This is a genomic window from Candidatus Latescibacter sp. IFSED24, from assembly GCF_058273205.1.
The window spans coordinates 1,641,959-1,654,621 of sequence record NZ_CM177850.1 but is presented as its reverse complement, the minus strand read 5'-3'; the positions used below and the strand labels follow the sequence as shown (position 1 = coordinate 1,654,621).

Annotated in this window: 15 protein-coding genes and 1 tRNA gene; all 16 read left to right on the top strand. The window is 68.1% G+C overall.

Annotation, left to right across the window (positions count from 1 at the left end; genetic code table 11):
- Positions 1 to 11 precede the first annotated feature (11 nt).
- The 16 genes from IFSED24_RS06825 to IFSED24_RS06750 all read left to right on the top strand — a co-directional run bounded on the left by IFSED24_RS06825 (position 12) and on the right by IFSED24_RS06750 (position 12,632).
- Positions 12 to 635 (top strand): regulatory protein RecX, encoded by a 624-nt coding sequence (locus IFSED24_RS06825; RefSeq protein ID WP_491334470.1) that lies wholly within the window; start codon positions 12 to 14, stop codon positions 633 to 635.
- Positions 636 to 705: 70 nt separating this feature from the next.
- On the top strand, positions 706 to 1,575 hold the full coding sequence (gene rfbD / locus IFSED24_RS06820) for a dTDP-4-dehydrorhamnose reductase (RefSeq protein ID WP_491334469.1): 870 nt from the start codon (positions 706 to 708) through the stop codon (positions 1,573 to 1,575).
- On the top strand, positions 1,572 to 2,189 hold the full coding sequence (locus IFSED24_RS06815; protein ID WP_491334468.1) for a D-sedoheptulose-7-phosphate isomerase: 618 nt from the start codon (positions 1,572 to 1,574) through the stop codon (positions 2,187 to 2,189). Before rfbD ends, IFSED24_RS06815 begins: the two co-directional genes overlap by 4 nt.
- On the top strand, positions 2,182 to 3,375 hold the full coding sequence (locus IFSED24_RS06810; protein WP_491334467.1) for a glycosyltransferase: 1,194 nt from the start codon (positions 2,182 to 2,184) through the stop codon (positions 3,373 to 3,375). Before IFSED24_RS06815 ends, IFSED24_RS06810 begins: the two co-directional genes overlap by 8 nt.
- Complete coding sequence (locus tag IFSED24_RS06805; RefSeq protein WP_491334466.1) at positions 3,368 to 4,843, top strand: undecaprenyl-phosphate glucose phosphotransferase; 1,476 nt, start codon at positions 3,368 to 3,370, stop codon at positions 4,841 to 4,843. Before IFSED24_RS06810 ends, IFSED24_RS06805 begins: the two co-directional genes overlap by 8 nt.
- Positions 4,843 to 5,745, top strand: a complete 903-nt coding sequence (locus IFSED24_RS06800) for a decaprenyl-phosphate phosphoribosyltransferase (protein WP_491334465.1) — start codon at positions 4,843 to 4,845, stop codon at positions 5,743 to 5,745. The genes IFSED24_RS06805 and IFSED24_RS06800 overlap by 1 nt, the downstream gene beginning before the upstream one ends.
- Positions 5,746 to 5,762: 17 nt before the next feature.
- Positions 5,763 to 6,731, top strand: coding sequence for a hypothetical protein (locus tag IFSED24_RS06795; RefSeq protein ID WP_491334464.1), 969 nt, complete (start codon positions 5,763 to 5,765; stop codon positions 6,729 to 6,731).
- A complete protein-coding gene (ispE, locus tag IFSED24_RS06790; protein ID WP_491334463.1) occupies positions 6,728 to 7,648 on the top strand; it encodes a 4-(cytidine 5'-diphospho)-2-C-methyl-D-erythritol kinase in 921 nt (306 codons plus the stop codon). The genes IFSED24_RS06795 and ispE overlap by 4 nt, the downstream gene beginning before the upstream one ends.
- A 50-nt stretch (positions 7,649 to 7,698) precedes the next feature.
- On the top strand, positions 7,699 to 8,031 hold the full coding sequence (locus tag IFSED24_RS06785; RefSeq protein ID WP_491334462.1) for a SpoVG family protein: 333 nt from the start codon (positions 7,699 to 7,701) through the stop codon (positions 8,029 to 8,031).
- Positions 8,032 to 8,064: 33 nt separating this feature from the next.
- Positions 8,065 to 8,139: transfer RNA gene (locus IFSED24_RS06780), tRNA-Gln, on the top strand.
- An 86-nt stretch (positions 8,140 to 8,225) separates the two neighbouring features.
- Positions 8,226 to 9,164, top strand: a complete 939-nt coding sequence (locus IFSED24_RS06775) for a ribose-phosphate diphosphokinase (protein ID WP_491334461.1) — start codon at positions 8,226 to 8,228, stop codon at positions 9,162 to 9,164.
- Between the two features lie 192 nt (positions 9,165 to 9,356).
- Positions 9,357 to 10,013 carry a 50S ribosomal protein L25 gene (locus tag IFSED24_RS06770; RefSeq protein ID WP_491334460.1) on the top strand — a complete coding sequence of 219 codons (657 nt, stop codon included), beginning with the start codon at positions 9,357 to 9,359 and terminating at the stop codon, positions 10,011 to 10,013.
- A gap of 81 nt (positions 10,014 to 10,094) precedes the next feature.
- Complete coding sequence (locus IFSED24_RS06765) at positions 10,095 to 10,769, top strand: aminoacyl-tRNA hydrolase (protein ID WP_491334459.1); 675 nt, start codon at positions 10,095 to 10,097, stop codon at positions 10,767 to 10,769.
- 187 nt (positions 10,770 to 10,956) lie between these two features.
- Positions 10,957 to 11,322 (top strand): 30S ribosomal protein S6, encoded by a 366-nt coding sequence (rpsF, locus tag IFSED24_RS06760; protein ID WP_491334458.1) that lies wholly within the window; start codon positions 10,957 to 10,959, stop codon positions 11,320 to 11,322.
- 68 nt (positions 11,323 to 11,390) lie between these two features.
- Positions 11,391 to 11,642, top strand: coding sequence for a 30S ribosomal protein S18 (gene rpsR / locus IFSED24_RS06755; RefSeq protein ID WP_491335035.1), 252 nt, complete (start codon positions 11,391 to 11,393; stop codon positions 11,640 to 11,642).
- 21 nt (positions 11,643 to 11,663) lie between these two features.
- Positions 11,664 to 12,632: a DUF2232 domain-containing protein gene (locus tag IFSED24_RS06750; protein ID WP_491334457.1), complete on the top strand. Its 969-nt coding sequence runs from the start codon at positions 11,664 to 11,666 to the stop codon at positions 12,630 to 12,632.
- Positions 12,633 to 12,663: the final 31 nt, after the last annotated feature.

The window sequence follows — 12,663 nt, the reverse complement described above, 5'->3', positions numbered from 1 at the left end:
GGGCCGCTGCCGTGGTCGAGGACGCGCAGATCATCGCCAGCATCACCGAGCAGCCCGGCGCGGTGGTGATCCGGCTGGCGGGAGGCGAGACCCTGACCGTGGCACCCGACGCGGTGCCGCCCGAAATGCCTGGCGTGGGGGGGAGCCTTGGGTCCCCCCTGCTGCACGTCCTGCGGCAAGCCGCCGCGCGCAAGCTGGCGGCCCGAAGGCTCTTCGAGCTGCTCAACCGCCGCCTGTGGACCATGGCCCGGCTCCGGCGGAAGCTCTGCGACGAAGGGTTCGAGCCCGACGCCGTCGACAGCGTGCTGGCCGCTGCCGAGGCCCAGGGCTTGCACTCGGACCGCGCCTTCGCCGAGGCCTACTGCCGTGATACCCTGCGCGGCAAGGCGGTGGGGCGGGCCTGGCTCGAGGTCAAGCTGCGCGATCAGGGTGTGCCGCGCGAGCTGGCGGTGGCCGTGGTGCGCGACCAGCTCTCCAGCGAGCAGGAGCGCACCCTCGCCCGGCAAGCTGCCAGCCAGCGGTGGCGGCGCGAGGCCGCCCGCGATGACCGTGCCCGCTCGCGAGTGCTGCGGTTCCTGGCCTCGCGGGGGTTCCCGGCCTCGGTGGCGCGGGAGGCGGCGCAGACCGAGAAATGACGCCTCACTCTTGCAATTCCACCGCCGAGGACCCATCCTGACGCCGGACTTCCAGCCCTAAGGACTCGTCATGCATCTCCTCGTGACCGGCGCCGGGGGTCAGCTCGGCAAGGCCTGCTGCGAGGCCGGTACCGGTGCCGGCCTGACCGTCAGCGGGGTCGATCTCGCTGACGGCGACCTGGCCCTGGCCGGCGTGGCCGCTGACCTGCTCGCGGCGCACCGCCCCGACCGTGTGATCCATTGCGCGGCCTACACCGCGGTCGACCGGGCCGAACAGGAACGCGATCTGGCGCTCGCCGGCAACGCCACGGCCACCGCCCACCTGGCCGCCGCCTGCGCCAGGTCCGCGGTCCCCCTGACCTACGTGAGCACCGATTACGTTTTGGCCGGAACGGCACCCGAGGGGTACGCCGAGGATGCGACGCGCCAGCCGGTGAACTGGTATGGCGAGACGAAGGCCCGTGGCGAGGAAGTGGTTGAGAAACTGACGGTTCCGTGGCAGATTGTGCGCACCAGCTGGCTCTTCGGCCAGGGGCCGACGAACTTCGTGCGGACCATCCGGCGCCTGTTGCGGGAACGTTCCACGCTCTCGGTCGTTGACGACCAGCGCGGCTGTCCCACCTATGCGCCGGACCTGGCGGATCTGCTGGTGGCGCTGGCGAGCAAGGATGCGACTGGCGTGTTCCACGGCAGCAACCGGGGGATCTGCACCTGGTTCGAGTTCGCCCGGGAGATCGCCCGGCTCGCTGGCCACGATCCCGGGCGGGTCCAGCCGTGCACCACGGCGGATTTCCCCACCCCGGCGCGGCGACCGGCGTGTTCGGTGCTCCGGGAAACGCGGCTGGCCTACCTGGGCCTGGCCGGTCTGCCACCGTGGCAGGACGCCCTGGCTCGCTACAGCGCCTGGCTCGACCGACACGAGGAGACGTCGTCTTCATGACTGTTCCGGAGCACGATCGCCCCGATGCGGCGGCCATCCTGAAGCGGACCCTGGCGGGGCATCGTGCCGCCCTCGACGGGCTGGGCCCGGCGCACCTCGCGGCGCTCGATCGCCTCGCCGCCGATGTGCTGCGTGCCTGGCGAGCCGGCGGCAAGCTGCTCGTCTGCGGCAACGGCGGCTCGGCCGCCGACAGCCAGCACCTCGCCGCCGAGCTGGCTGGACGCTATCTCGCCACACGCCCCGGCTGGGCGGCTCTGGCGCTGACCACGGACACCTCGGCGCTCACCGCCATCAGCAACGATTTTGGCTTCGAGCAGGTCTTCGCGCGCCAGGTCGAGGCCCTCGGCCAGCGCGACGACGTGCTGCTGGTCATCTCCACAAGCGGCAACTCGCCCAACTGCCTCGCGGCGGTGCGCACGGCCGCCGACCGCGGACTGCGCACCCACGGCCTGCTGGGACAGGACGGGGGCGCGCTCGAGGGCCTGGTCGACTCGGCGCTGGTGGCCCCTGGCGAGGGCACGCCGCGCATCCAGGAGATGCACCTGATCCTGATCCACGCGCTATGCGAACTGCTCGAGGAGCGCCGGCTGGCGCGGGAGTCCGGCGATGCCTGACGCGGCGGCCATGGCCCTGCCGGCACGGCTCAAGGTGGCGCTGGTCCATGACTGGCTCACCGGCATGCGTGGCGGCGAAAAGGTCCTCGAGGTCTTCTGCGAACTCTGGCCCCGGGCCGACATCTTCACACTGCTGCACGCACCGGGCAGCGTGAGCGGCACCATCGAGCGCCACCGTATCACCACCGCCAGCAGGATCCAGAACCTTCCCGCCGCCGAGAGGGTCTACCGCTGGGCACTGCCCCTGATGCCCGGGGCGGTGGAGAGCTTCGATCTGAATGCCTACGATCTGGTCCTCAGCAGCAGCCACTGCGTGGCCAAGGGCGCTCGTCCGGCCGTCAACGCGCTGAGCGTCTGCTACTGCCACACCCCCATGCGCTACATGTGGGACCGCTTCGACGACTACTTCGGCGGCAAGTCCTGGCCCGTACGCACGGCCATCGGTTCGCAGCGTTCGCGGCTGCAGGCCTGGGACCGCGCCACCACCGGTCGCGTTCATCGCTGGGTGGCCAACAGCAACATGGTCCGCCAGCGGATCCAGGACTGCTACGGCGTCTCGGCCGACGACATCACGGTGGTCTACCCGCCGGTGGACATGGCGCGATTCGCCGCGGGTACTCCGGCCCTGCCCGGCCTGTCGCCTGGATCCTACGACCTCGTGCTCTCGGCGCTGGTGCCCTACAAGCGCATCGACCTGGCCGTGGCGGCCGCGGTGCAAGCAGGCCGACACCTGGTGGTGGCCGGTCAGGGTAGCGAACGGGCGCGGCTCGAACGCCTGGCCAGCACCACGGATGGTCCGGGGCGGGTGACTTTCCTGGGCGCGGTGGCCGACATGGCGGTGCCGGGCCTCTATGCCAACGCACGCTGCTTCGTGTTCCCGGGACTGGAGGATTTCGGCATCACGCCGCTGGAGGCCATGGCCAGCGGCACTCCCGTGGTGGCCTATGGAGCCGGCGGTGCGCTGGACACGGTGGTCGAGGGTCTCACCGGGATCTTCTTCGCCGAGCAGAGCGTGGCGTCGCTGGTCGCCGCGCTGAACGATCCCCGGCTCGCGGAGCCCTGGGACGCTTCGGCCATGCATCGTCACGCCCGTGGCTTCGGACGCGATCGGTTCAAGCGCCAGATCGCCGCGGCCGTGGCCGAGGCCTGGCACCGGCACCGGGCGGGGATGGTGGTCCATGGTTGAGAACAAGGACCGCAGCGACCTGGTCGAACCCACCATCGCCATGGTCATCGACGCACTCATGCTGGTGGCGGCCTTCCTGGCCACCTACTGGTTCCGGTTCCACAGCGGCCTGATCCTCGTGCCGCTGGGAGTTCCGCCCATCGGACCGTACCTGGTGGCCAGCCTGGTGGTCGTGCTGGTCTTCCTGGGCATCTTCTACAGCCAGGGATTGTACAGCGCACGCGGGGGGCGGCGGGTCGAACGCGACTTCGTCGAGCTGTTCCGCGGCGTGGTGCTGGGCAGCCTGCTGGTGCTGGCACTCACCTTCTTCTTCCGCGCCATGACGTTCAGCCGCTGGTTCTTCGGCCTCTTCTTCTGGTCGAGCTGGCTGGCGCTCTGCTGCGGACGCGTCGTGGCGCGGCGCATCCTCGCACGCATCCTGCATCGAGGCATGCGCCGGACCCGCATCCTGCTCGTGGGCTCGAATCCCATGCGCCGGCGCCTGCTGGGCGCCGTCCGCGAGTTGCCCGGGCTGGCCCTCGAGCCGGTGGGCTGGTTGCGGATCCCCGGCGAGGACGACCCGGGACCGGCGTACGATGTGATGCCCTCGGTCCCGCTCGACGCCGACGGCCAGGCGCATGGACCGGCGGAAGTCCCCGACATCCCCTGCCTCGGCGATGTGGACGACGTGCGTGCCCTGGTCCAGAAGCACGACATCGATCGCGTGGTCCTGACGCTGAGCTTCGACCAGCTCCCGCAGATCACCGCCACCGCCGCCGCGCTGGCCAACCTCACCACCGAGGTCCAGTGGGTGCCCGACCTCTTCGCGCTGCACACCAGCAAGATGCGCCTGCGCGAGATTGCCGGCATCCCGTTCATCTCGGTGCGCGAGGTGTCGCTCAGCGGAGCCGATCGCATCGTCAAGCGGACCTTCGACCTCGCGCTCTCGGCGCTGGCCCTGGTCGCCTTGCTGCCCGTCCTGCTCCTGCTGGCCGTGCTGGTGGCGCTGACCAGCCGCGGACCGATCTTCTACCGGCAGGCGCGGGTCGGTCGCGACGGCCGCGAGTTCGGCATGATCAAGTTCCGCACCATGCGGACCGACGCCGAGTCCCGCAGCGGTCCAGTCTGGACCACCGAGGGTGACCCGCGCATCACGCCGGTCGGCAGGTTCCTGCGGCGCTGGAGCCTCGATGAACTGCCCCAGTTCTGGAACGTGCTCCGTGGGGACATGTCGCTGGTGGGCCCGCGGCCCGAACGCCAGGTGTTCGTCACCGAGTTCAGCCAGCAGATGCCGCGATATTTCGAACGCCACCGGGTGAAGTCGGGCCTCACAGGCTGGGCCCAAGTCAATGGCCTGCGTGGGAATACCAGCATCGAGGACCGCACCCTCTACGACCTCCACTACGTGGAGAACTGGTCGGTGTGGCTCGATCTGCGCATCCTGCTCATGACCTTCCACCACGTCTTGCGGGGGGAGAATGCGTACTGATGAACCGTGACGTCCTGATCGCCATCGTGCAGAACCTGCGGCCGCGCCAGTGGACCAAGAACCTGATCCTCCTGGCTGGCGTGATCTTCGCCCAGCAGCTCGACGACCCGGCCAGCGTACTGCGGTCGGTGGCCGCGGTCCTGGTGTTCTGCCTCGCCTCGGGGGCGGTGTACATCTTCAACGACCTGGTGGATGTGGAGCAGGACCGGCTCCATCCCTACAAGCGTCTGCGTCCCATCGCCAGCGGGCGGCTGCCGGTGCCGATGGCCTGGCGGGCATGGGCGATGCTCGTGCTGATCTGCCTGGCCGCAGGGATTCTCCTGGGCTGGCTGTTCCTGACATCGGTCCTCGCGTTCTTCGTCTGGAACTGGGCTTATTCCCGTTTTCTCAAGCGGATCCCCATTCTCGACGTGGTGGGCATCGGGATCAGCTTCGTGATCCGGGCCCTGGCCGGGGTGATGGTGCTCTTGCCGCTGCACCCGGATCTGGTGCTGTCGTTCTGGCTGCTGGTCTGTCCCTTCTTCCTTTCGCTGTTCCTGGGGTTCTGCAAGCGGCGCAACGAACTGGTCAAGCTCGCCGATGGCAGCGGCTCGACGCGTCCGGTGCTGCTGTCCTACAGCGAGACCATGCTCAACGCCATGATCGGCGCCACTTTCGGCCTCTCGCTGGCGGCTTACGCGGTGTACACCGTGTGGCCCTCCACCGTGCAGCATTTCGGCACCCGGGACCTGGTGTGGACCACCGGCTTCGTGTTCGCGGGGCTCTGGCGTTACCTCTACCTGGTGTTCAAGGAGGGGCGGGGCGGGCGTCCCCACGAGATCCTGTTGAACGATCCTGGCCTGCAGGTCCTGGTGGTGGGCTGGATCCTGGTCACCGTGGCCATCATCGGCCTCGGTGGCTGAGCCGAGGGAGGATGAGCATGGACAGCACCGTCGCCATCGTCACGACCCGCCCCGAGACCGTGCTCGACGATTATGCGCGGCTGCTCCGTGTCTCGGGACTCGCGGCAGGACCCGATCCCTCGTCGTCATCGGTACTCCAGCTCTTGCTGGGTCCGGCCACCGGGCGGAACATTCCGGGGGCAGCCTGTCCGCCCTGGCAGATCGAGGGCGTGGTGCGGGCGCTGCAGGCCGGCGGCTGGTCCGACCATCGGTTGCTGGCAACCGCGTCGGCTGCCACTCCGCGCGAGCGCGGGGAGGCGGTGGCCTGGCGCCGGGTGCTGGCCGGCTGCGGCCTGAACGACGATCTGACGGCGGTGGCGGACGCACCCATGCTGGCCCTCTCCGCCCTGTGGACCTCGCGCCGGTTGGGTCTGGCGGGAACGCTCCTGAGCCTGGCGGGGCGGCTGCTGACGGCAGCGGAGATGGCCGAACTGGGAGACGATCCGCGGCTCCTGGTGGCGGCCTGGACGCGTGCCGACCGGCCTCCGTTGCTCGGCGGTATTCTCGACGCCGCCGTGTGCGGGGACGGCCCCGGCCTGAGCGCCCTGCGACCGGTGGCGGCCAACGTCCTGCTGGCCGGAACCGATCCCGTGGCGGTGGATGCGGTGGCGGCCAGCCTCACCGGATTCGCACCGCAGGCGCTGCCGCTGGTGCGCGCGCTCACCGAGGCCGGGCTGGGCTGTGGCGAGCTCTCCCGCATCACCCTGGTGGGTGATGTCAGGGCGGCGGCCGATCCGCTGTCGCTCCACGAGGCGCGACGTTTCCGCAGCCCGACGCCGCACGGACCTTCGACGCGCCGCTGGTGGCGCTTCTGGCAGTCCCGGCATGATGCCGGGCTGCAACCCTGGCGGCTGCGACGCGCCCGCCAGCGCTACGAAACCATGCCCTGGGGTCGGCTCCATGCGGAGTACGGCCGGCAGGGCTGCATCGGTGGAGGCAACGCTTGAACACGACCCCGGGCAAGGTACGCAGGCGCGTCCGTGTGAGTGCGCCGGCCAAGGTGAACCTCCACCTGGAGGTCCTCAAGCAGCGGCGCGACGGCTACCACGAGATCGAGACCATCCTGCAGGCGGTGGATCTGCAGGACCGTCTCCAGGTCACGCTGCTGGAGGTCCGCGAGGCGGGGACGCCCGAGATCGAGCTATTGGTGCGGCCGCGCGGCGCGGTGCCCGAGGATGAGACGAATCTCTGCTGGCAAGCCGTGGAGCTGTTCTGCAGGGAGCAGGGCGTCAGCGGGAATTTTCAGCTGGAGCTGGACAAGGAGATTCCCGTAGGTGCCGGCCTGGGTGGCGGCAGCAGCGATGCCATGGCCACGCTCGTGGCCTGCGACCGGCTCTTCAACACCGGCCTCGATCGCCGAGAGCTCGAATTGCTGGGAGCCCAGCTAGGATCGGACGTTCCGTTCTTCGCGGCCGGCGGCACCCAGCTGGCCCGGGGGCGGGGCACCGACCTGACCCCGGTTCCGACCCTGCGCAAGGGGGTCTTCGTGATCTTCAAACCAAGGTTCGGAATCGTTACAGGAGACGCTTATAGGGCGCTTAAAATGGGATTGACAGTGCAATCGCCTGCCGCTAACCTGCAAGTAATAAAGCCATTATTGGCCAGGTTCCCATCTCGGACCTGGTTCGGTTATAATCGTCTGGAGGAGGTCGTGCTGCCCGCACATCCCGAATTGGCCAGACTTCTGTTACAATTACGGGATGTGGCTCCTGTGGCCATGCTCGCCGGCAGTGGATCGGCGGTGTACTGCGTGGTCGAGCGGGCGGATGAGGCCGAGGCTCTGCTGAAGGAATTCTCGTCGACCGTTGATTTGGCGCGCTCCGTGGATCCCGTGCCCTGCGGTGTCCAGCTGCTGGAAGGATGAGTTGCCGGTGACACCTCGAATACGGCGGCTGAAGCCGAAAGTGAGTTGGCGTGAAGATTACCGAGATCAGGATCACCTTGCGGGACGACAACAAACTCAAGGGATTCGCCAGCATCACCCTGGACGATAGCTTCGTCATCAGGGGTCTCAAGATCATCGAAGGCGTTTCAGGACCATTCATCGCCATGCCGAGCCGTAAGCGGAAGGACGGAACCTTCCAGGACATCGCGCATCCCATCAACATGGAGACGCGCGAATGGATGGAGACCCAGATCATCGCCGCCTACAAGGAGGAGGTTCGGCGCGCCGAGCAAGGACTGATCAGCCCTCACGACGGTGATGATTACGACGGACCCGGTTCGGCCATGGAGGAGAAGTTCTAGGTCGTCGGCGCGAGTCGGCGACCTCGAGATCGCTGGGGCGTCGTCAAGTGGTAAGACACAAGGTTTTGGTCCTTGCATTCGCAGGTTCGAATCCTGCCGCCCCAGCCAGATGTCCAGGGCCCCCCTGAGGGGTCTTTTGCTTGCCCGGCGCGTGACGCCCGCCGCGCCGGGCGCCGTCAAACGAGGTTGCTGGCATGTACAACGAACTGGTGCTCATCAGCGGGAACGCCAACCCCGAGATCAGCCAACGCATCGCCGAGGAACTCGGCGCCGAACTCCGCGCAGTGGCGGTGAAGCGGTTCAGCGATGGCGAGATCCAGGTCAAGATCGAGGAGAATATCCGCGGCACCGATGTCTTCATCATCCAGCCGACCAACCCGCCCGGCGACAACTGGCTCGAACTGCTGCTCCTGCTCGACGCGGTCAAGCGCGCCTCCTGCCGGCGGGTGACCGCGGTCCTGCCTTATTTCGGGTACGCGCGGCAGGACCGTAAGGACCAGCCGCGGGTGCCCATCGGGGCCAAGCTCATGGCCAACCTCGTCACCGCCGCCGGCGCCAACCGCGTGCTGACCATCGACCTGCATGCCCCGCAGATCCAGGGGTTCTTCGACGTGCCACTGGACCATCTCTACTCGGCGCCGGTCCTGCTCAAGCATTTCGAGAACATCGACGCCGAGAATACCGTGGTGGTGGCGCCCGACGTCGGCAGCATCAAGATGGGGCGGTCGTTCGCCAAGCGACTGCAGGTGCCCATGGCGATCATCGACAAGCGGCGGCCGCGGCCCAACGACCTCGAGGTCATGAATTTCATCGGGGATGTGGACGGCAAGGATGTGATCATCTTCGACGACATGGTCGACACCGCCGGCACGCTGTGCAGCGCGGCCCAGGTCTGTGTGGAGAAGCAGGGCGCCCGCTCGGTGGTCGCCTGCTGCACCCATCCCATCCTCTCCGGCCCGGCGCTCGAACGGATCTCCAGCTCTCCGCTGCTCGAACTGGCGGTGACCAACACCATCCCCTTCAAGCGACATGACGAGTGTCCCAAGATCAAGGTCCTGGACGTGGCGCCGCTGCTGGCCGACGCCATCGACCGGATCCATCTCGAGAAGACGATCAGCGCGCTTTTCCGCTGACCGCGCGGGTCACCGTCTTGACAGCGCCTCGCCGGGATGCTTTCTTTTGCGGTCCTTTCGCGCCATGCGCGTGACCGCCCTGGTACCATTTCCGACCAGGGGGCGCGGACGCCCACGGGGGCGTCTCCGCAGAGGTTCCTTGCCGCCGTGGGCGGCGAGCCCGACGGGTCGCGCCGAACAAGGAGTCAAACCATGGGTCTGGTCAAGATCAACGTCTATCCTCGCAGCACCACGGGCAAGAACGAGAACCGTCGCACCCGCGCTGGCGGTCACATCCCCGCGATCCTCTACGGCAACGAGCGCGCGGCCACCATGGTCCAGCTCGATACCGTGCAGTTCACCCGTGTGCTGCAGAAGACCGGTGGCCGCTCGGTCATCTACGATCTCGACCTCGAGGGCGAGAGCGAGAACCCGCTGGCGCTGATGCGCGAGTTGCAGCAGCACCCGGTGACCGACGAGATCCGCCACGTGGACCTCTTCGAGATCCCGCGCGGCGTGCCGGTGACCGTCGAGGTGGCGCTGGAACTGCAGGGCGAGCCCCAGTGCGTGAAGTTCGGCGAGGGCGAGATCATCCAGACCGCCCTGACCGTCGAGCTGAGCTGCCTGCCGCGCGAGCTGCCCGAGTCCATCATCGTCGACGTGAGCGAACTCGAGATGAACGACAAGCTCTTCGTCAAGGACCTGCAGGTGCCCATCGGTGAGGTCATCACCGACGAGGAGACGCAGATCCTCGTGGTCAAGGCCGCCACCATCTTCGCCGAGGAAGAGGAGGCCGAGGCAGCCGAGGGTGAAGAGGGCGAAGCCGATGCCGAGGGCGAAGGTTCGGATGACAAGTCCGAGGACGCATAGGTCCTCCGCGCACAGATCCGATGCGCTGGCGACGGGGTGGGGCCGGGCCTCACCTCGTCGCTGCGTCTGGAGACATGAGCCATGCAGCTGGTGATGGGACTCGGCAATCCCGGCGAGCGCTATGCGGGGAACCGGCACAATATCGGTTACCGGTGCCTCGATCTGGTGGCCCGCCGGCTCAAGATCGCGTTCATGCGTGAGGATCCGACCTACATGGCGGCGGTGGGTGACGGCCCCGGTGGGCCGCTGACCCTGCTCAAGCCGCTGACCTACATGAACCGCAGCGGCCAGGCCCTGGCTGCCTGGGCCTGGCGGACGAGTACGATCGTGGGGACCGCTCCCGCCATCGAGTCCGGCGCCGACGAGGCCGAGGCGGTCGCGATGCCGTCGGGCCCCCTGGTGATCCCGGTCGTGGTCTGTGACGACATCCACCTGCCCCTGGGGTCGCTGCGCATCCGGGCTCAGGGCAGCGACGGTGGACAGAACGGCCTGGCCTCGGTGATCGACGTGGCCGGTGGGCCGGGGCTGCCACGGATGCGCCTCGGAGTGGGACCCCGCCAGGCCTCGCTCGATCCGGCGGACTGGGCCGACTTCGTGCTGCAGGACTTCGCCGCCACCGAGCAGGCGATGGTGGATGAGCTGCTCGAGGTGGCCGCCGACGCGTTGCTGTGTCTGCTCGAATCGGGGCCCGCGGTGGCCGGGTCGCGGTTCAACCGTCGCTTCCGGCCGCAGACGGACTTGCCCCAGGACCCCTGATGGGATATATTGCTTGATCCGCCGGGAGGCGGGAACGGGCTGCGGCCCGTGCGACAACCCAATAGCGAGACGTTCCTGAACGTCTGGCAAAGTTCCATCCCTACCCGGATTGACAGCGCCGCAGGCCACCCGGCCATCGGGCGCTGAACAGCATACCGGGTCGATCTGTCCGAAGGGAGGTGTTCCAGTGCAGAAGTACGAGTGTGTCTTCATCCTGCGGGCCGATCTCCCCGAGTCGGAGATGAGCCGGTGCGTCGAACGCGTCGGTGCCATCGTCGCCGAAAACGGGGGGAAGATGACCCAAGAGGACCACTGGGGCGTGCGGAAGCTGGCCTACGAGATCGAGAAGCAGATCAAGGGCGATTACATGCTCCTGCGTTTCGAGAGCGAAGGCACCGCCGTCACCGCGGTCGACAAGTTCCTGCGCCTCGACGATCAGGTGCTCCGTCACCTGGTGGTCCGGGACGAGGAGTGGGAGGAGCGCAACCGCGCGGCCATGGCGAAGCGACGCCAGCAGATGGCCGACGACGATTCCTCCGACAATCAGGAATGACCGGTGGGGCCGTTCCGCGAGGAGCGGTCTGACTGCCAGGAAGGAGTGAGGACATGGCGCGTAAGAACATGCGCATCAAGAAGAAGAAGAAGAAGAGAAGGCCAGGGAAACAGAAGCCCTGTTACTTCTCGAAGATGGGCTATGTGTGCATCGACTACAAGGATGAGGAACTCCTGCGCCGGTTCGTGACCGAGCGCGGCAAGATCGCCCCGCGCCGCAATACCGGCACGAGCGCCAAGTACCAGCGCATGCTGTGCACGGCGGTCAAGCGGGCGCGGCACCTCGCCTTGCTGCCCTTCGTGAGGGAATACTACCGGTAGAGCCGGGAGGGAGGCCAAGACATGACCTCCTGGCGGACCTGGCTCGTGGCCGTCGCCGCGGTGGTGACCGCGGTCCTGGCCTGGCTGGGTTCACGCGGTGAATCGGCGACGGCCCTCACCGCCGGGTTGACGGCGCCCTTCGTGGTGCCGGCCCTGTGGGTGGCGGCCCTGCTGGCGACCCGTCGGCTCGCGCTGGTCGCGGTCGGCGCCTTCGCGACGATCGCGGTCACGATGGTGCTGGCGGCCTGGCCTCTCGATGTGGTGACGGCTGGATTCGTGGTGGCGGGAGTGGTCGGCGGCTGGTCCCTGGGCCGGCGCTGGCGCGTCCTGCCCGTGCTCGGAGTGACGGCGCTGTGCCTCGTGCCGGGGTTCGCCATCGAGATGGCGGGGACCTCGGTATCGGAGGTCTTCGCCGAATTCTCCGGGCAGTTGCGTGACGAGTACGAGGCCGAGATGCCGGCGGACCTCTCGCCGGCCGATCGGCAGGCTGCGCTGACGGCCTTCGACCGGACCATGGCTGGCGCGCAGTCCTTCCAGGAACGGCTCTGGCCCTGCACGGTGGCCGTGGGTCTTCTAGGTTCGGCGAGCATCGTGCTGGCCCTGGGCTGGCTGCTCGCCCGCCTCTTCGACCCGGCACCGCCGCTGCCGGCGGTGCGGCCCTTCACGACCTGGCGGGCCCCGTTCGCCACGGTCTGGGTGCTGATCGGCGGTCTCGCCCTCGCTCTTCTGGGCGGGGATCCGGGCGAACTGATCGGCTGGAATGTGGTCCTGGCTGCCGCCATGCTCCTGGCAGCCCAGGGCCTGGCGGTCCAGGCCTGGCTGGTCAAGCAGGCGCTGCCGCCGCTGGCGCAGATGTTGTACTGGGTCGTGGGGGCCCTGCTCTTCGCTCCCCTGGTGGTGGGGAGCGGTGCCCTGATTGGCCTGGTCGATCAGTGGTTCGACTTGCGGAAACGGCGATTGCCGCCCGGGGACGAATCCGACGAGACCTGAGCGCGGCCGGGTGGCCGCACTGACTCAAGGT